The sequence below is a fragment of the Capnocytophaga sp. oral taxon 326 str. F0382 genome, from assembly GCF_000318295.1.
Classification (GTDB): Bacteria; Bacteroidota; Bacteroidia; order Flavobacteriales; family Flavobacteriaceae; genus Capnocytophaga; species Capnocytophaga periodontitidis.
The window spans coordinates 47,923-66,952 of record NZ_KB291407.1; the positions used below are offsets into that span (position 1 = coordinate 47,923).

Here is a 19,030-nt window from a genome sequence, read left to right on the forward strand (position 1 = left end):
ACTTATCGAAAGTATCAATGGTCGCGGTTTAATGCTCGCTGTTATCGTGAAAACTGCCGAAATTGCCGATTTTGTGGTGAATTACTGTCAGGATAAAGGATTGATAGTCTATTGGCTTTTGTTTGAACACCGTGCCGTACGACTTTCGCCTCCACTTACCCTCACCGATGAAGAAATTAAAGAAGGTTGCGATATCATTATTGAAGCGCTAAACCAATTCAATTAACAATTAAAAATAAACAAAAATGGAAAACGGAATTTATGCTAAAATAACTACTAATAAAGGCGTTATTTTACTGCGTCTTACTTACGACAAAACTCCTGCTACGGTAGGTAACTTTGTAGCTCTTGCCGAAGGAAAAATGAAAAATTCACAAAAACCATTAGGCACTCCTTATTACAACGGACTCACCTTTCACCGTGTGATTCCTAATTTTATGATACAAGGCGGTTGCCCGTTAGGCACAGGCACTGGTGACCCTGGTTATCGTTTCGACGATGAGTTCCACCCCGAACTTAAACACAACAAAGCAGGGGTCATTTCTATGGCAAATGCAGGTCCCGGCACTAATGGAAGTCAGTTTTTTATTACGCATTTGGCAACACCTTGGTTGGACAATAAACACACTGTTTTTGGTGAAGTAGTAGAAGGTCAAGAAGTGGTAGATGCGATTGCACAAGGTGATAAAATTGAAAAAATTGAAATTTTAAGAGTAGGAGCAGAGGCTGAAAAATGGGACGCTCTCAAGGCTTTTGAAGATTTCAAAGCAGCAAAAGCAGCTCGTTTAGCCGAAGAAAAACGCAAAGCTGAAGAAGCCTTAGCTAAAGAAGTAGTAGGTTTTGATAAAACCGACAGCGGTTTGTACTACCAAATCACCCACAATGGCAATGGCAAAAAAGCAGTAGCCGGACAAAAAGTAGCGGTGCACTATACCGGTATGTTGTTAGATAAAACTGTGTTCGATAGCTCTCATCGCCGTAGAGAACCTTTGCAATTTACCGTAGGGGTAGGTCAAGTAATACAAGGCTGGGACGAAGGTATTTTGCTCCTCAGCGAAGGTGATAAAGCCCGCTTGGTTATCCCTTCAGAGCTCGCTTATGGCAGCCGAGGTGCTGGCGGTGTTATTCCTCCCAATGCGCCTCTCATCTTTGATGTTGAATTAGTTTCAGTAGGATAAAATAATAAAGCCAGCTTTTAAGCTGGCTTTATTATTTTATCTGTTACTTATTATCTATCCAAAGAAGTGTAGCGCTTCAAAACTTACCAAAGTGAGGTATCCTAAAATAAATCCTAAGAGGGCTATCCATAAGATATTTTTTACGTACCAGAAGAAATTAATCTTCTCCATACCCATAGCTACAACTCCGGCCGCCGATCCGATGATAAGCAAGCTACCACCTGTACCCGCTGCATAAGCGATGAAGTGCCAAATACCGTTGTCTATACCTTCTTGGAACATACCCATACTGGCTGCTACCAATGGTACGTTGTCTATAATAGCCGAAGCAAAACCTAAGAGCAAGATTACTACGTTTTTGCTTGGGATAGTTTCGTTGAGTGTTTGCGCAAAATTGAAAAGTGTACCAATAGTTTGCAATGAAGCTACTGCCAATAAAATACCTAAGAAGAACAAAATACTTGAAAATTCAATACGACTCATCGCACGGTGAATACTGAATTTATCCTTATCAGTAAACGAAAGTTCGCTGATAGGTTTCAATTTTTCAGAAATAAACCACATTGTAGCCAAAGCAAAGAGCATTCCTATATAAGGAGGCAAATGAGTGATTGATTTGAAAATAGGAACAAAAATAATAGCGATAAATCCTATAGAGAGCACGGGCATACTGCTTTTGTAAGTAACGCCTTTCTCACTGTTAGAAGTATCGATTTTTCCTTTGAATACAGGTAAAAATGATGCAATGAGCAAAGGTACTACCAAACATACAATAGCAGGGATTAATACGTACTCTACTAATTTAGCAGCAGTTACTTTGCCTTTCACCCAAAGCATTGTAGTAGTTACGTCGCCGATAGGTGACCAAGCACCTCCTGCATTGGCAGCAATTACAATCAGAGAAGCGTACCATATACGTTCTTTTTGGTCTGGGATGAGCTTGCGCAGAATAGTAATGAGGATAATAGTAGTAGTTAGGTTATCGATAATTGCAGAGAGGAAGAAACCGATAATTCCTATAATCCATAGAAGTTTTACCTTACTTTGGGTACGAATCAATCGTTTGATGATTTCAAACCCTCGGTGCATATCAATAATTTCTACAATGGTCATTGCACCGATTAAGAAGAAGAGAATCTCAGCTGTTTCAGCTAAGTGATGTTGTAAAGCTTTGTCGATAGCGGTAGCGTTGTCGGCAGGGTCAGAGGGTACTAATATACCATTTGATACTTCCATTACATCAATGTTAGAAACTTTTAAGAGCGTCCAACAAATAACAGCCATAGCTAAAGCCGAAATAGTTTTGTCCACCTTTATTTGGTGTTCTGTAGTAATACAAAGATAGCCAATAATGAAAATGGCAATAATCCAAGGTTCCATACAATAAATTTTATTTAAAAAAGATTAATGTGGCGCAAATATACTAAATCTTTCTATTATACGCCAAATCTTTTTGTTTAATTTTTATTGTGAAGTGATAGCTTGATATACTACACTTTGTATTTTTTGTCGCACTAATTTGTTAATCAGTAGTTTATTATTTGAAGAGGGGTAGGTGCGGTTAGAGAGAAAAACGATTACAATTTCATTTGTTGGGTCAGCCCAAGCAAAAGTGCCCGTAAAGCCTGTATGCCCAAAGCTGTTCATAGGTACACAACCACAAGTTGGTCCTGAGCGGCCTAATTGAGGCTTGTCGAAACCTAAACCACGACGGTTGCCTTCGTTGCAGTAGTTGCAAGTATTGAAAAGAGCGACGGCTTGAGGTTGCAGAAACCAGGTGCCTCCATAATAACCTTTTTGGAGATACATTTGCATCACTTTGGCTACATCATCGGCAGAACCAAAAAGCCCTGCGTGTCCGCCTACTCCTCCCAGCATAGCCGCACCTTGGTCGTGTACATAACCGCGAAGCACTTGGTTGCGAAAGCCTTTTTCATCTTCAGAAGGAGCGATATTTACAGGGGAAAACTTATGTAGAGGCAAGTAGGTGAGTTGGTAAGCTCCTAAACCTCTGTAAAAGTGTTTTTGTACCAACTCTTGTAAAGGCTTTTTTTCTTTCTTTTCTATAAATTTTTTGAAGTAGTAATATGGTAAATCACTGTATAAGTACTTTTTATCTTTGATGAGCTCACTCTCGTCTATACGTTTGTAAATCGTATCGGTATATCCTTCTATGAGGTACATATCTTTGGCTACTTCGGTGGGGAATTCATCGCTTTTCACAGTGCTGTAAAACGCTGTACTCGGTTTTTGTACAGAGTCTAAGGTTCTTTTAAAAAAAGGAATCCAAGCTTGAAATTGTGCGTAATGAGAGAGCACATCTTTCATCGTCATTTCAGCTTTGTTAGTGTGCTTGAGTTTAGGCAGCAAGTCTTCAAAGGTATCTACAGGTTTGAAATCACCTTTGGTGTATAGACGCATCAGTTCGGGGAGGGTTGCCAATATTTTGGTGAGTGAAGCAAGGTCGTAAATAGTGTTATCGGTAACCTTATTAGCAGGGTTGTAATCCAAAGTACCAAAGTTTTTTCGGTATACTGTTTTGCCCTTTTTAGCGACTAATATTTGGATACCAGGAGTCATTTTTTGGTTGATAGCATCTAAGGCAATACTATCAATTTCTTTAAGTTTAGCCGAATTGAGCCCTACACTTTCGGGTAATCCAAAAGCCAATCGCCCTATTTTTTGAGTGCTGATGGAAGTACCTACAGGCAAATTGGGGTGAGCGGTTACGGGCAATACACCTTTGCCTTCAATGGCGCCAAAGATGAGCTGAGCCGCTTTTTCTTGAGCTACTTTGTGGTTTTGGTAAGCAAATACGATTGCCTTGATATGTGCAATATTCTTTACATTGAACATTGCATACGGACGGGTGAAAATAGTTAATATCACTTTCTTCTTTTTGGCGATATGCTCTAACCATTTCAGTTCATTGTCACTGAATTTATAATCGTCCCAAGGAGTTTTGTCGGGTTTGTGCAAACCGATGATAATCGTATCGAAATTCTCTATTGCGTTGTAGAGTTGAGTTTCGTTTTGAGGTTCTATAAGAGTAACTTCAGCGTATTTGCGCAAAGAAGAATAGAATGTCCAACCGCTGTCGTTGCCAAATTTCACGTAAGCAATTTTGCGTTTATCGAGGTCTTTTAAAGGGAGTATATTTTCCTTGTTTTGCCCTATTGTAAGAGCGTTTTCAAAGAGTTCTTCGGTGAGCAAATCATCTTCGAGGGTGTGCAAGCCTTCAGTGATTTTTGTTTCGTCTAAGGGGGTGAAAGTAGTGAGTCCTACTTTGTATTTAGCCATCAGTATTTTTTTTACTGAGTGAGCCAAACGTTCCTCACTGATGCGTTTGTTTTGGTAGGCTTTTTTCATAGCTTCAAAACCTTTGGCTACATTAGCAGGCATTAGCAAAATGTCGTTTCCAGCCAAGAAGGCTTCCACTTCCACTTCGCCTACAGGCAGATATTCCGATACACCTTTCATACCCAGCGCATCGGTGAAAATCAAGCCTTCATAACCCATTTTCTTTTTGAGCAAATCGGTAATGATAACTGAAGAAAGTGATGAAGGTAACCCCGCTTTAGGTTCTAAGGCAGGTACGTTTAGATGTCCTATCATCACGCTGGCAACTTCTTTGGCCAGAGCCTTAAATGGATAGAGTTCTACTTCATCCAATCGAGTGTTGGTAAATGAAATGGTAGGAAGGGTTTTGTGAGAATCTTTAGAAGTATCGCCGTGACCAGGGAAATGTTTGGCGCTGCCCAATACCCCCACTGATTGCATTCCGCGGGTAAAAGCGAGTCCTTTTTCGGCGACGTTTAGTTTATCTTCGCCAAAAGAGCGGTTACCGATAATAGGGTTGTCGGGGTTAGTGTTGATATCAATATCGGGTGAGAAATTGAACTGCATACCTAATTGTTTGCAGTGCATCCCGATGCGTTTGCCCGTACGCTCAATAAGTGCATTGTTTTTAATAGCTCCGAGGGTCATATTCCACGGATAGGCATAGGTAGAGTCGAGGCGCATAGCAAGTCCCCACTCGGCATCCATTGCCATAAAAAGAGGTATTTTAGAGAGAGATTGGTACTCATTGGTGAGTTTAGCCTGACGTTTAGGGCCACCTTTAGAGAAGATAATCCCACCGATGTAGTATTTTTTGATGAAGTCTTTAATTTCTTCAGCCCTTTTGGTACCTATATGGCTTGAGTAGACTGATACCATAAAGAGTTGCCCTATTTTTTCGTCGAGAGACATCTGGTTGTAAGTATCGTTTACCCATTTTTCTTGGGCTTGAGCATCGGGAGAGCGCAGCGGTGATTGAGCTACTGAAGTAAAGAAAGATACAATAAATAAAGATATAAAAATATAAGTTTTTTTCATTTTTGGTATTCTTCTATTTCTTTGCTAAGAATATCAATATAATGTTGATGTTTGGGTTTATAAATAAAATTAATATAGTGATTTCCTACTGTCTCATTGATGATTTCAGAAGTTTTTATCAATAAATCTTTAGGATTAGCTTTGATAAAAAGTGTATAAAAGAGCTCACTTCTAAAATGTTGGGGAGATAAAAATCGTTTCTTACTATTTCTGTAATATATTTCTGCGTTATCACAATAATAGTATAAAATGACCTCTCTTTTTGAAAGATATTCTTCTATTTCTTTGATGATATAATTGAAAACTTTCAGTGAGTTAGTGGAAGTTACTTGCTTTTTCAAAGCTAAACTTACCTCAACTACTGGGATAGAAATATCAGAAAGAGGTTCATAAACAGAAAACACTAAAGCATACTGATTACCTTTTTCACTCTCAAAAGGTATGTTAATATTCAAGTTCAAAACTAGATTCTTTTGTATTCCTTAAAATCCATTTGCATTATTTCTTCTTTTAGTTTTTTAGATCTTTCAGCTAATTTTTCTATAAAACTAAGAAGTTTCTGATTTGGATTTTTTATGGTTACTTGAGTAGCATTATGTGTTTTTCGTGTTACTACTACTACTTGTTTTTTTGCTGTTCTCATATTTTTATTAGGTTAAAAGAATAAGGAATAAAAGGTAAGAGTAAGTTTTACTTCTTATCCCTTACCTCTTATCTATCTAAAATTCATCGATATTGTAGGCTTTGAGTTTGTTGTAAAGAGTTTTACGTGTAAAGCCTAATAATTTAGCTGCTTCTGTTTTATTGTTATGGGTTTCGTGTAAAGCCCCAATGATAAGCTCACGTTCATTTTCTTTGGTAGAGAATGAGAAGCGTTCGGTAGGGAAATGGCGAGTTTCTACAATCACAGGTTCAGGCAATTCGTTTTCGGTGATGTAATCGCCTTGAGTGAGTAGGGCAGCGCGTTTCACGGTGTTTGATAGCTCACGCAAGTTACCGCTCCAAGTGTATAGAAGCATTTTTTGTACAGCTTTTTCAGTGAATCCTTGTACATTTTTGTGAAGTTTTTCATTAGCTTTTTCCAAGAAATGTGAGGCGAATATCATCAAATCGTCTTTGCGTTCGTTGAGAGAAGGTACTTTTATAGAGAACTCGTTTAAACGGTGATAGAGGTCTTCGCGGAACTCGCCTTTGTTTACAGCAGCGAGTAAATCTTCATTGGTAGCTGCCAATACACGGATATCAACATCAATTTCTTTAGAGCTACCGATAGGTTTAATACGGCGTTCTTGGAGGGCGCGCAATAGCTGGATTTGGTTCTCGTAGCTGAGGTTACCTACCTCGTCGAGGAAGATAGTACCGCCATTGGCTTCTTCAAAGTGACCTTTTTTATCGCCAATAGCCCCTGTAAACGACCCTTTCACGTGACCGAAGAATTCACTTGAAGCGATTTCTTTAGGGATAGCGCCACAATCGACAGCGATAAACGGTTTGTTTCGGCGTTCGCTTTTAAGGTGGATAGATTTAGCAACTACCTCTTTACCAGTACCACTTTCACCCATAATAAGCACCGACATATCGGTAGGGGCTACTAAGTTGATAAATTTACTCAAGCGTTTAGAGGCAGGGCTAATACCTTCGATGTAAGGATTATTAGCATCGGTTTCAGGTGCTTTAGTCACCTTGGCAGGGGCGCTATTATCGGTAGCTGATGAGGGAGTACTTTTTTTCGCTACAGCAATGTCTTGTTGTACGGTGCGGGTGCTGCTTTGGGCATTTTTGATAACGTTGAGTACATCTTCTTGCTGGAATGGTTTAGATATATAATCGAAAGCTCCTAATTTCATTGCTTCTACCGCAGTAGAAACCTCGGCGTAGCTGGTCATTACCACTACAGGGAGGTTAGGGAAGCTTTCTTTTACAGATTTTAGGAAATTGATACCATCACCATCAGGAAGTCTTAAATCGGTGAAAACCATACTCAGCGATGCGTTTAGGTTTTTCTCCGCTTCTTCTAACGTATAACACCCTATTACATCATATCCATTGCGTTCTAAAAAACGGCTTAACATTTTGGAAAATACTACATCATCTTCTACTAAAAGAATAGGATTCTTCATATTCGTATGTCTTTAAAATATATAAAATTAATATTTGCTTTTGTTGTTTTTTTTCTTTTATACACAAAAAGCGTGCAAATGTACAAACTTTTTCCGAAATAATTGTAATTAGTCAAAAAAAAAAGACTTCCCTATTCAGGAAGTCTTTTCCAATGCATATAATATAAATACTACTACTAACTCCCAAATTTGTTAGTATTTTTAAACTGGCAAAGTCTCTTCGGCAGTTTAAAAGACTATTTTTTACAATAGTTCAATAAATGATTTTGTTTAACAATTAAAATTTTAGCAATGTTTCTTTAAATGAATGTCGTTTCCCAACGATTTTAGTAAAATGAAATGAAATTTAATTTTTTTACACAATTTTGTTTTAATGATTCTTATCTAACAATGTTTCTTTTAGCAATTTTTCTCAGTAATTTAATTTTTAACCAATTTTTGTACTTATGAACAAATCATTCATTATTTAATTATGTATGCATCATAAGTGATTTCTTTTATTCACTCACGCCTTTTCTATTGAAAATATCGTGCCAAACTTGAAAAGTATGTTTATAAACTCGTTAATTGCTTTTATTTCAGTGAAATATACTGTTGATAATCTGTTAATAACTATGTTGATACTTTGTTGAAAAACGTATAATTACACAGTTAAAGTGTGTAATATGTGTGTAATTTCTGTTTACAGTTTTACAGTTTTTTGGATATTTCGCAGTACTAAAAGGTTGTATAATACCCCTAATATTAATAAAATTATGATGGCTGCTATAAACAGTATACTTTGTTCGCTGTTGAACTCAAATAGTGTGTTGAGTTTTTCAGTATAGAGTTTGCGTATGTATAGACTGAGTGCTATTGCTCCTGCAACGGCTATCACAGTAACAACACTGATGATCCATTGATAGAATCGCGCGATTTGGTGGGGTTGGTAACCTATATAATATAGATTTACAATTTGTTCTTTGTGTTTTTGGATGATTAGATTTACGCTGAGCAAGATAAAAGCAACCGATAGTACTATGATAATCAGTGCGATGCCTACTACAAAGAGCAAGGCAGAATGGAAAAAGAAACTCATTTTGCTGAGTTCTAATTCGTCTTTATTAATGGAGAGATTGTGAGTGTTAAAATATTGCAACACGCGTTCATCGGAGGGGTTTTCAAACTCTACTAACAATCGGCTGGTGTTACTCACTTCAGTTTTGCCATACTCTTTATTTGCCCAATCTAAAAAACTTTGGGGTACTAATATAGAGTTGATTTTGTTAGAAAATCCTACAATTCTGCTGGCGTAGTTGTCGTTTTTACCATTGCCGCTCACTTCTAAATTGAAACGCACTTGCGAAATGGTATTTTTAGAAAATACGGGTAGCCCTTGGCTTTCGGCAAAGCCAAAGTTATAGAGGTTTAGATAGCTCTCAGGGATGATAATAGGCACAAACCTACTGCCTTCAGTCCATTGCCAATCATCGGGTTGAACATCGAGGTATTTATCGGGGATGCTTTCAAAAAAGAGATCGGTGTAGAAGAGGGGAATATTGTCATTTTTATCAGTATAAGCACCTATTTTGAAGGAGGCTGGAGTGAAGTGTGAAACACTCTTTACAAACGGCTCTTGTTTGAGTTTTTCCATCTCGTTTTTGTTGAAGTAAATACCTTCTTTATCAAGAGTCTTGAAAATGGAAATATTTTTGCTCACTACTGCGTATTTACTTGCAAATACATCGGTTTGATGCTGTAATAATGGCTTTACATCAAAATATAACTGACAAACGGTGAGCAGTATACACACTCCTATACAAAGTGTGAGGGTATAACCTATGACTTGTGATTTAACAAGTGTGTTTTTTTGTAGTTTGTATAACATTTTTTACAATTAACAATTAACAATTAGCAATTAACAGAATAACAATTAATGTATTTAATTTCTAAAACCTAAATTGAGTTTTTTGTTATAGTGGAAAAAGTTGTTGTCTTCCAAAGATGTGAGGAGTAGGCTGGCGTTGCGGGCTTGTAGTTCTTCCTCTATAATTTCTCTTAGAATAGCGGTGTTGCTATCGTCTAAATGACTAAAAGGCTCATCTAATAACAGTAACTCAAAAGGCTGACACAAGGCGCGCAAAAGGGCGATGCGCTGGCGTTGCCCTAAAGAAAGTGTTTGTACCAAAGTATCGCGTTTGTGGGAGAGCCCTACACGCTCTATGAGGCTATTTATTTGAGACTCGGTTTTGTAGTGGGTGAGTTTGTTTTTCAAAATTATATTCTCAAAAGCGGTGAGGGTAGGGAAGAGCCTTAAATCCTGATATACATAACTCAGTTTATCAATGCGATAGCGAAGAACTTCTTTTTTGTTAAACATCTCGTTGTAAGTAATTTTGCCATCGTAACTAAAACTTGCACCATAGATGAAATTCAAAAGTGAGGTTTTGCCTTGCCCCGATTGTGCCCTGATGAGGTAACACTGACCCTGTTCAAAAATTACTTCTGGCTGTAAATATATATCGGACGACGGTATTTCGTCGCCCGACATATAGGTGGGTTTTAAATGTTGTAGCTTAATTTTCATAGTTTATTACTTTGTCTATCGACTTGAAGAAAGTATTCAAACTGTTCTTTTCAATCCCTTTAAGGTGATAAATAATTTCAGCTGAAGAGTTGTCGATGCGTTTGCACTCTATGTTAGTGGAATGTTGAGTAAATAAATCGAAAGCTAAACTGCCTTCACGGCTGTTTTTTTCTCTAATTATATCAACATACTCTTGTGGATAATCCTTAGGTTCTAAACTCATATAGAAATAGGCGAGATCTTTGCTTACGTGTTTGCCAAAATCGGACTTCACTGCGTTGTTGCTCACACCGCCTTTTAGGAATGCTTCTACACCTTTAGGAGAATTACTGCCGTAGAAAGCTTTATTGTTATAAGCAAAATAAAGCGTGAGGTCTTTTTGAAGAGGGAGTTTGTAATAACCGTTTTCTAACGCTAAGTGAGCAAGTGCTACCCCTTTGTCGAGGAGCGTTTTATCGCCTATATTGAATGAGAGTCCAAAAACAGGAAACATTCTTTCTTTTTCTACTTCTTTGTATTCATAACCATCTTCACTTTGCTCATCTTCTACTAAATCATAGCTGATATATTTTTGATTTTCAAAACCTTCAATAGCTAACACAAAGCTACCACCAAAGAAGTTGAGCACGTTGTCTTTAGTAAGCCCCTGAGTGTTGAGCAGTTTCACGAGGTCGTCCTCATTGAGTTCTTTGCCAAATTGAGCTTTTAAGAACTCGTAGTAGTTTTTCACATTTACAGCGCCACCTATGGCTATAGGTAATTTTTCAGGGAAGTTTTTCAAGATATCTTTATCAAACGAGATATCGTACAAGTCGTATTTTTTTAAGAGTTTAGCTGTTTCTTGGTTGTAGATGCTATAAGTAGTGAGCTTGATATCATCTTTACCGAAATCTATAAAGCCATAGAAATAAGAGTCTTTTTGCATATTGAAGAGACTTTTGTATAAAGAAGCTGCAATTCCATTGAGGAACATACTGTCGTCTTGCATAAAGCCTCCAAAATTCAACCATACATTGATATCCTTCTGTCCGTCTAAGAAATCAGAAAAACCTTTGATATCAGTAATTTGCTCTGATTTACTTTGTTCATATAGTTTTTTAAGCACTACATCAACTCTTGTACTATAGTTGTCGTTTACAAGGAAGAGCATTTTCTTGTTGTCCCAACTGAGGGATGCTCCTTCATTAAAATAAACGATGTTTAAAGCACCTTCTTTTTTGATGTCCAACTGAAGTTTTGTAGCTTGAGAGACTCTGTTTAGCAAGTCTTTAAATTTAGCGTCATCGCTTAGTACTGCAGTTACACCTATATAAGGGTTGCGGCTATCACCTCCGTATTTTTTACTGTCGCATACAAAAAAGAAAGCGTTCTTTTTAAAGTCAACTCCTGAAGACTTAGGGTCTTTTAGAATTTCATTAAAAATTTTACCCATTTCCTTGTTGTCGTTGCTGATTTCCTCTTTGAGTTTTTGGAAACTCTTGAGTTGTTGTAATTCCTCTACATCGGCTTTTTGGTAAAGCGATTGCAAGTCGAATGAAACGACTACCATAGCATCTTTAGGGATTACTTTTAAGTTCTCACTTTTCTTAGAACAGGAAGTAAATCCTAAGGCTAATACACCTAATAATAAAATAAACTTTTTCATAGTATTAACTGTTATTTGTTATTTGTTATTTGTTAGTTGAACGGTATCTCCATTTTTTAAACTTTTACTCACAACGTTATAAGGTCCTGTGATGATAATTTCGTCTTTGGCGACACCTGAAAGAATTTCGATATGTACATTATCCTGAATGCCTGTATTTACAGCGCGAAGTTCGGCTTTACCGTTTTTGAACACGAATACCGCTTCTTGTTTTTTATCAGCGTCTTCTTTAGGCGTTTTAGGGTCGATTTCCGATTTTTTCTTTACAATAATAGCACTGATAGGAACTGCTACTATATCTTTTTTGGTTTTAGTGAGTATATCAACAGTAGCAGTCATTCCTGGGCGGAAAGGAGAATAGCCCGCAGGTTTGCCTTCTAAAAGGTCTTTGTAAGAAGTTTCTTCTATATGTATTTTTACTTTGAAGTTTGTCACTTGGTCTACACTGGTGGTAGTGTTAGCGGTGTTCGCAATATTGGTAACGGTACCTTTGAACACGCGCTTGAGGTAAGCATCGACTTCTACATTCACTGAGTCGCCTACGCTTATCTTCACGATATCATTCTCATTTACATCTACTTCTACCTCCATATTGTGAAGGTTTGCCACGCGCATAATCTCAGTCCCCGTCATTTGCATCGTACCTACTACGCGCTCGCCTAACTCTACACTGAGTTTAGAAATAGTGCCATCAGTAGGTGAGTAGATAATTGTTTTTTTTAGGTTATCTTGGGCTTCCGATACACTTGCCATCGCGCTTTGTACATTGAAACGAGCCGACTCGCGAGAGGCTTTGGCAACCTCATAGGCTGATACAGCTTTGTCCCAATCGGATTTAGAGATAACGCCCTTCTCGTATAATACTTTGTTGCGTTTGTAACTCTCTTCGGCTTCTTTGAGCGTTGCGGCTGATTGTTGTAAGCTCGCACGTACGGTTTCTAAACTCGCCGCACTGCGTTTTACTACTGATTGGTAAATATCAGGATTGATACGCACCAAAAGATCGCCTTTTTTGACCATTTGCCCTTCTTTTATAGGGAGTTCTATAATTTCGCCTGATACTTCCGACGATAGTTTGATTTCCAATTCAGGCTGTATTTTTCCTGTAGCGGATACTTTTTGGACAATAGTTGTAGGGGTAATTTTTTCTGTTTCAACAGTTAAGACATCGCTGTTACCACCAAACCAGCCTGCTTTTTTTCCGACAATTAGTACGATTAAAAGCAAGACAACGGATAAAATAATGAGTATAGTTTTTCTTTTCATAACAATCAAGTTGTTTTTCAAAGGCAAAGATAATAAAAAAATACGAATTACGAATGATGGAAAATAGTTGTAATACTATTTTTAGTTCTTTCCTCGTGATTCGTCTATCGTGATTTACCTAAAGAACGTCATTTTTCCATTCTCTCTAAACGCTTCAAAAGGAACTTCAAAACCTTCTATTTTCTTGCCGTTGAGCTGAACGTATTCTACTAAGTTATCAGTGCTGTTGCGAGCTACAGATTTAATTAAAAACTTTTTACCTTCAGGTAGTTGCAAAGTTACAGTTTTGAATAAAGGATTTCCTAAAATATAAGTATCATTAGCAGGAGTTACAGGGTAAAAACCTAAAGCTGAGAACACATACCAAGCCGAAGTTTGTCCGTTATCTTCATCGCCGCAATAACCGTCGGGGGTAGGGGAGTAGAGTTTTTCCATTACCTCACGCAGTTTAGCTTGAGCCTTATGAGGTTTGCCAGCGTAGTTATATAGGTAAATAAGATGTTGGATAGGCTGGTTGCCGTGAGCGTAGTTGCCCATATCCATAATTTGCATTTCGCGTATTTCGTGTATGGTAAATCCGTAGTACGAATCGTCAAACAAAGGCGGCATTTCAAATACTTCGTCTATCTTTTTCTCAAAAGCCTCTTTGCCCCCCATCAGTTGTATGAGTCCCTCAAAATCCTGAAATACCGACCACGTGTAGTGCAAGCTATTCCCTTCGGTAAACGCATCGCCCCATTTCAGTGGATTAAATGGTGACTGGAACTTGCCGTCCTTATTTTTGCCTCGCATCCACTTAGTTTCAGGGTCAAATACATTTTTATAGCGTTTGGACTGTTCGTAGTATTGTTTAGCTATATCGGCTTTGCCCATTTTTTCTGCCATACGCGCAATGCAATAATCGGCATAAGCGTACTCAAGGGTGCGGGCTACATTTTCGTTAATCTTCACATCATAAGGTACATAGCCCAAACTATTGTAGTAATCTACCCCTTCACGACCTACTGATTTCACAGGTCTGCCATCGTTTTGGGTAGCGTTTTTTAACATCGCTTCTAAAAGAATTTCAGCATCAGCAGCCTCTATATTTCCTTTTAGGTAAGCGTCGGCAATGATAGAAGCTGAGTTAGAGCCTATCATACAATCCCTATGTCCTGGGCTTGCCCACTCGGGTAACCAGCCTGATTCCTTATAAGCGTTTACTAATCCCTTCATCATCTGTTGGTTCATTTCGGGATACAACAGGTTAAACAGTGGAAATACAGCGCGGAAAGTATCCCAAAAACCGTTGTCGGTGAACATATACCCCTTTTCCACCTTACCGTTATACGGACTGTAATGCACCATTTCCCCTGTTTTGTTGTACTCATAGAAAGTGCGTGGAAAGAGCAGAGTGCGGTACAAACAAGAGTAGAAAGTGCGCAAATGGTCTATATTTTCGTCCTCCACTTGTATTTTGCTTAGTTCAGTTTCCCAAAGAGCAAGAGCCTTTTGTTTGGTTTGTTCAAAAGTGTCGTTGCCTAATTCTGTTTGCAAATTCAACAAGGCTTGTTCAGGTGAAATAAACGACGATGCTACTTTTACAGTTACCTGTTCGCCTCTTTTAGTGTGGAAACCTATTACTGCTCCTGTATGTTCGCCCTTACTTTCAGTGTTTTTGGATAGTTTAAAACCGTTACTCCACGTTTGTACGCTCTCAAAATCTTTGTCGAAAGTAAGCACAAAGTAATTGTGAAAGTTCTCGGGTACTCCCCCGCTGTTGTTGCGCGCGTAGCCTATAATCTTGCGCTCTTTGGGCAATACCTGTACCATTGAGCCTTTAAAATAAGCATCGAGAAGCAAATAAGCCTTATCGCTTTCGGGAAAAGTAATGCGAAACTGTGCAGCTCGTGAAGTAGGTGTAATCTCTACCGATGTATCATAATCAGCTAAGTACACTTTATAGTAGTGAGGTTGAGCTGTTTCAGCTTTGTGCGAAAACCACGAAGCTCGCTCTTCTTCTTTGATTTTCAAATCACCAACTATGGGCATCAATGCAAAAGCTCCATAGTCGTTAATCCACGGACTTGGTTGGTGAGTTTGCTTAAAACCTACAAGTTTATCAGCGTGATATTGATATACCCAGCCATCGCCCATTTTGTTTGTTTGAGGTGTCCAAAAGTGCATACCCCAAGGCACAGCTATTGCGGGATAAGTATTACCATTAGAAAGACTAAACTTGGAATCGGTACCCATCAGAGGGTTTACATACTGAGTATAAGAAGTTTCGGGTATAATAGGGGTATCGTCTTGTTGTTGAGGTTGTTTGTTTTCTGAAGTAGGAGAGGAACAAGCAAACAAACTCCCTAAAAAAATGGTTAAAAATAATTGTTTCATAAAGCTGTTTTTTATTTGAAGGCAAAGGTAATAATAAAAATTGAATAAACAAGTTTTATAACTTACTTAATCTCAATATTATCTCTTGTGTAAAACTGGCACATTAATTGCTAACTTTCTCAAAATTGAATCTAAACCCCTGATTATACATCACAAAATGTTAAACAAAGGCTTCATTTTTGAAGGTCAGGGTACTAAAAAGAAACTTATGAAAAACAAATCTTTATTCATTGCTCTTTTCTCTTGTTTGCTGGCACCATTGTCGGCACAAACTTCAGATTTGCCTTTTAAAGGAGGCGAATGGTTGCGTTTTAAAGTAAAATATGGTGTTTTTAATGCGAGTATCGCTACAATGTCGGTCAAAGAAGAGATGTATGGAGGTGAAAAAGTGTATCACGCTACCGGAAAAGGGGCGACTACAGGTTTAGCACGTGTATTTTTTAAGGTAGATGATACTTATGAGAGTTATTTTGGCATCACCGATGGCAAACCACGTCTTTTTATCCGTAATATCTACGAAGGTGGCTATACTAAATATTTAAAAATGTACTTCAATCATACCGATAACAAAGTGAAAATCCACAATATGGAAAATGGTAAAGATACCGAAATTTCCTTCCAACCAGGGCTTCACGATGTGATTTCGGCTTTCTACGCTCTTCGCCATCACCCCGATATCGAAAATATGAAAGTGGGGGGACAAATCTCTTTAGATATGATTTTCGATGACGATGAAGTGTATAAATTCAAACTCAAACTCCTCGGTCGTGAGAAAGTAAAAACGCATTTTGGTACTGTAAATACGCTTAAATTCTGCCCTTTAGTGCAAGATGGTCGCGTGTTTAAAGAAGAAGAAAGTATCACAATGTGGATTACTGACGACAAGAACAAAGTGCCCGTAAAACTGCGTGCCGCCTTACGTGTAGGCTCATTAGTAGCTGAACTCGACGGGTTTAACAATCTCAAAAATGAAACTGATTTGAAAAAAAAATAAGTGCATTGTATAGATAGTTTATTTTTTTTACGTATATTTGTGCCCTCAAACAATATAATCTCAAAAATAAACAAATTATACTATGAAAAACTTGTTTTTAGCAGTCTCTGTTTTTCTTGCCTCTTTAGCGTATGGGCAAGATACAAGTGTGAAAAAACTGATGAAACTCGCCGAGAAAGGCGATGTGAAAGCCCAGTCGGAATTAGCCGAAGCTTATCTGAAAGGCAAAGGGGTAAAACGCTCTTTTCAAGATGCTGCCTTATGGCTTGAAAAAGTAGCCGAAACAGGCGATGCACAAGCGCAATACCAGCTTGCCCACCTCCATCTCGATGGTAAAGGAATGCCTAAATCTGAAGAAAAAGGTACTGAATGGCTCGCTAAAGCAGCCGAAAATGGCAACCAAAAAGCCGAGCAAGAACTCGCACTTTGTTATCGCGATGGTCGCGGTGTTCCTCAGTCTACCGAAAAGTACTACGCTTGGATTGAAAAGAATGCCGATAAAGAAAAAGCTGAAACTTTGCTCGACCTTGCTAAAGCGTATTATGCGGGTGATGGTGTGACTAAAGATGTGAACAAAGCTAAATTTTGGGCTGACAAAGCTGCTAAAAAAGGAAATAAAGAAGCTGAACTTCTCCTCGCTACTTGGGTGTACGAAATCAACCCTTCTAACCCCGAAGCGATACAACGCTTGATGCAAGTAGCTGAAAAAGGTGATACTGAGGCACAAGCAATGATAGGTGAGTCTTACCTCAATGGCAAAGGGGTAGAACAATCTGAAAGTAAAGCGATAGAATGGTTTGAGAAGGCAGCAGCCAAAGGCAATGCTACAGCACTCTATCACTTGGCTAATTTCTACTTCTATGGCAATAGTCCACTTATAGGTAAATTCCCTAAAAAAGCACTCGATTACTACACTCAAGCAGCTAATAAAGGCAATGTAGATGCTCAACGACAATTAGCAGTATGCCTCTATAATGGTATTGGAGGAACTGCTTCTCAACGCGATGCTTTCAACTGGATTCTCAAAGCGGTGAATGCCAACCCTTCTCCTATAACCGAAAACAACTTAGCTGTATGTTATGCTACAGGCAATGGCACACGGCAATCAGTAGCTCAAGCAGTAGAACTCTTCCGAAAAGCTGCTGATGCAGGCGATGTGGCAGCCCAATACAATTTAGGAGCTCTCTTGCTTGAAGAACCACAACAAGATGTGAAAAAAGCCTTTGAATATCTCGAAAAAGCAGCCGCTCAAAACCACCTACTCGCACTTAAAAAATTAGGTGATTTGAATTTCACAGGGAAATATACAAATCAATCTTACACTCGTGCTTTTGAGTACTACAATAAAGCTGCAAAACTTACTCCTACTCCTGAAAATCAAATGTTAGACTATTTCTATCAAGGGCAAGCTGATGCTTATGCCGATGTGCTTTTCACCCTCTCTCAATGCTATGCTGATGGTAAAGGTGTAAAAAAATCACCACATGAAGCTGCTAAATGGGCGATGAAAGCTGCCGATTTGTCTCATAAAGGAGCTTTTGATTGGTTACTCAAAAAAGTAGAAGCAAACGATCCTAAAGAAAATCCTGATGTAATCCTTACCGTTGCCGATGGATATTTCTATGGTAAAGGAGTGAAAAAACAAAACGATAAGGCTTTCCCTTTATATGAAAGACTTGCTAAACAACAAGATAACACCCAAGCGCAAAAACGCTTGATTGAATACTATTTCGAGGCAAAAAATCCTCAAAAAGACGAAGAAAAAGCAGTCTATTGGAGCGAACGTGTTGCTAAAAAAGGCGATGCCGAAACACAATCTAACTTAGGTAAATACTATATGACTTTTGTTCCTGATGTAGCTCCTGCACCTAAAGAAAAACCAGCCCCTGCGCCTAAGACTCCCGCTCCTGCTAAAGGTAAAACTACTACAGTAACTACAGCTGCGTCAACTACAACTGCTACACCTACAACACGTACCAGAGTGCGCCCTTCTGCACGCCCTACAATAACAGAAAATACTCCTGTTAAGACGCCAGCAGTGAACAACCGTAAAGTAACACACAATGCTCCTGCACCTAAAACACCTATGAAACGCCTCAATGAACACAAAGGGGTACTTTGGCTCTCTAAAGCTGCCGAACAAAACAATGTAGCGGCACTCACCGAACTCGGTGCCTACTACGAAAGCAAACAAGATTTCGGTCAGGCGGTAACTCAATACCAAAAAGCTGCTCACCGCGAATATGCTGAAGGGCAATACAAATTAGGAAATTGTTATTACAATGGTAGTGGTTTAGAACGCTCTAACGAAAAAGCCGCCGACTATTATAAACGCGCAGCTCGTCAAGGTTATGCACCTGCACAATTCCGCTTGGGTAATTGCTATTATCACGGCGAAGGTATCCAGCAATCCGATACTCGTGCTATCGATTGGTTTGATCAAGCCTGTGATAGTGGTGAAAAACAAGCCTGCGATATGCTAAAAGTTGCAGTGGCTAAAAAATAAAT

General features: G+C 38.5%; 14 protein-coding genes. 4 read left to right on the forward strand and 10 right to left on the reverse strand.

What is annotated here, in order from left to right:
- Both HMPREF9073_RS16280 and HMPREF9073_RS07155 read left to right on the forward strand, forming a co-directional pair.
- A partial coding sequence (locus HMPREF9073_RS16280; RefSeq protein WP_009750793.1) for an aminotransferase class III-fold pyridoxal phosphate-dependent enzyme occupies positions 1–226 on the forward strand: 226 nt, incomplete at its 5' end.
- A gap of 19 nt (positions 227–245) precedes the next feature.
- Entirely contained in the window at positions 246–1,178 is a 933-nt protein-coding gene (locus HMPREF9073_RS07155) for a peptidylprolyl isomerase (protein ID WP_009750794.1), read from the forward strand.
- A gap of 54 nt (positions 1,179–1,232) precedes the next feature.
- Here HMPREF9073_RS07155 and nhaD read toward each other — a convergent pair whose 3' ends face one another.
- The 10 genes from nhaD to HMPREF9073_RS07205 all read right to left on the reverse strand — a co-directional run bounded on the left by nhaD (position 1,233) and on the right by HMPREF9073_RS07205 (position 15,528).
- Positions 1,233–2,558, reverse strand: coding sequence for a sodium:proton antiporter NhaD (gene nhaD / locus HMPREF9073_RS07160; protein WP_009750795.1), 1,326 nt, complete (start codon positions 2,556–2,558; stop codon positions 1,233–1,235).
- An 84-nt stretch (positions 2,559–2,642) separates the two neighbouring features.
- Positions 2,643–5,555 carry a glycoside hydrolase family 3 N-terminal domain-containing protein gene (locus tag HMPREF9073_RS07165; RefSeq protein ID WP_009750796.1) on the reverse strand — a complete coding sequence of 971 codons (2,913 nt, stop codon included), beginning with the start codon at positions 5,553–5,555 and terminating at the stop codon, positions 2,643–2,645.
- Positions 5,552–6,016: a hypothetical protein gene (locus HMPREF9073_RS07170; protein ID WP_034555592.1), complete on the reverse strand. Its 465-nt coding sequence runs from the start codon at positions 6,014–6,016 to the stop codon at positions 5,552–5,554. Before HMPREF9073_RS07170 ends, HMPREF9073_RS07165 begins: the two co-directional genes overlap by 4 nt.
- A 2-nt stretch (positions 6,017–6,018) precedes the next feature.
- Positions 6,019–6,198 (reverse strand): hypothetical protein, encoded by a 180-nt coding sequence (locus HMPREF9073_RS07175; RefSeq protein ID WP_009750798.1) that lies wholly within the window; start codon positions 6,196–6,198, stop codon positions 6,019–6,021.
- Positions 6,199–6,274: 76 nt separating this feature from the next.
- A complete protein-coding gene (locus HMPREF9073_RS07180; protein ID WP_009750799.1) occupies positions 6,275–7,675 on the reverse strand; it encodes a sigma-54 dependent transcriptional regulator in 1,401 nt (466 codons plus the stop codon).
- A gap of 682 nt (positions 7,676–8,357) precedes the next feature.
- Complete coding sequence (locus HMPREF9073_RS07185; RefSeq protein WP_009750800.1) at positions 8,358–9,542, reverse strand: FtsX-like permease family protein; 1,185 nt, start codon at positions 9,540–9,542, stop codon at positions 8,358–8,360.
- Between the two features lie 54 nt (positions 9,543–9,596).
- A complete protein-coding gene (locus HMPREF9073_RS07190) occupies positions 9,597–10,241 on the reverse strand; it encodes an ATP-binding cassette domain-containing protein (RefSeq protein ID WP_009750801.1) in 645 nt (214 codons plus the stop codon).
- Positions 10,231–11,886: a DUF4836 family protein gene (locus tag HMPREF9073_RS07195; protein WP_009750802.1), complete on the reverse strand. Its 1,656-nt coding sequence runs from the start codon at positions 11,884–11,886 to the stop codon at positions 10,231–10,233. The genes HMPREF9073_RS07190 and HMPREF9073_RS07195 overlap by 11 nt, the downstream gene beginning before the upstream one ends.
- 18 nt (positions 11,887–11,904) lie before the next feature.
- On the reverse strand, positions 11,905–13,152 hold the full coding sequence (locus tag HMPREF9073_RS07200; protein WP_009750803.1) for an efflux RND transporter periplasmic adaptor subunit: 1,248 nt from the start codon (positions 13,150–13,152) through the stop codon (positions 11,905–11,907).
- 114 nt (positions 13,153–13,266) lie between these two features.
- The gene (locus HMPREF9073_RS07205; RefSeq protein WP_009750804.1) at positions 13,267–15,528 is read right to left on the reverse strand and encodes a GH92 family glycosyl hydrolase; all 2,262 of its coding nucleotides are present in this window, start codon (positions 15,526–15,528) and stop codon (positions 13,267–13,269) included.
- A gap of 208 nt (positions 15,529–15,736) precedes the next feature.
- Here HMPREF9073_RS07205 and HMPREF9073_RS07210 point away from each other — a divergent pair, with 208 nt between their 5' ends.
- Both HMPREF9073_RS07210 and HMPREF9073_RS07215 read left to right on the forward strand, forming a co-directional pair.
- Positions 15,737–16,522: a DUF3108 domain-containing protein gene (locus tag HMPREF9073_RS07210; RefSeq protein WP_034555623.1), complete on the forward strand. Its 786-nt coding sequence runs from the start codon at positions 15,737–15,739 to the stop codon at positions 16,520–16,522.
- An 82-nt stretch (positions 16,523–16,604) separates the two neighbouring features.
- A complete protein-coding gene (locus HMPREF9073_RS07215; protein ID WP_009750806.1) occupies positions 16,605–19,028 on the forward strand; it encodes a tetratricopeptide repeat protein in 2,424 nt (807 codons plus the stop codon).
- Positions 19,029–19,030 lie beyond the last annotated feature (2 nt).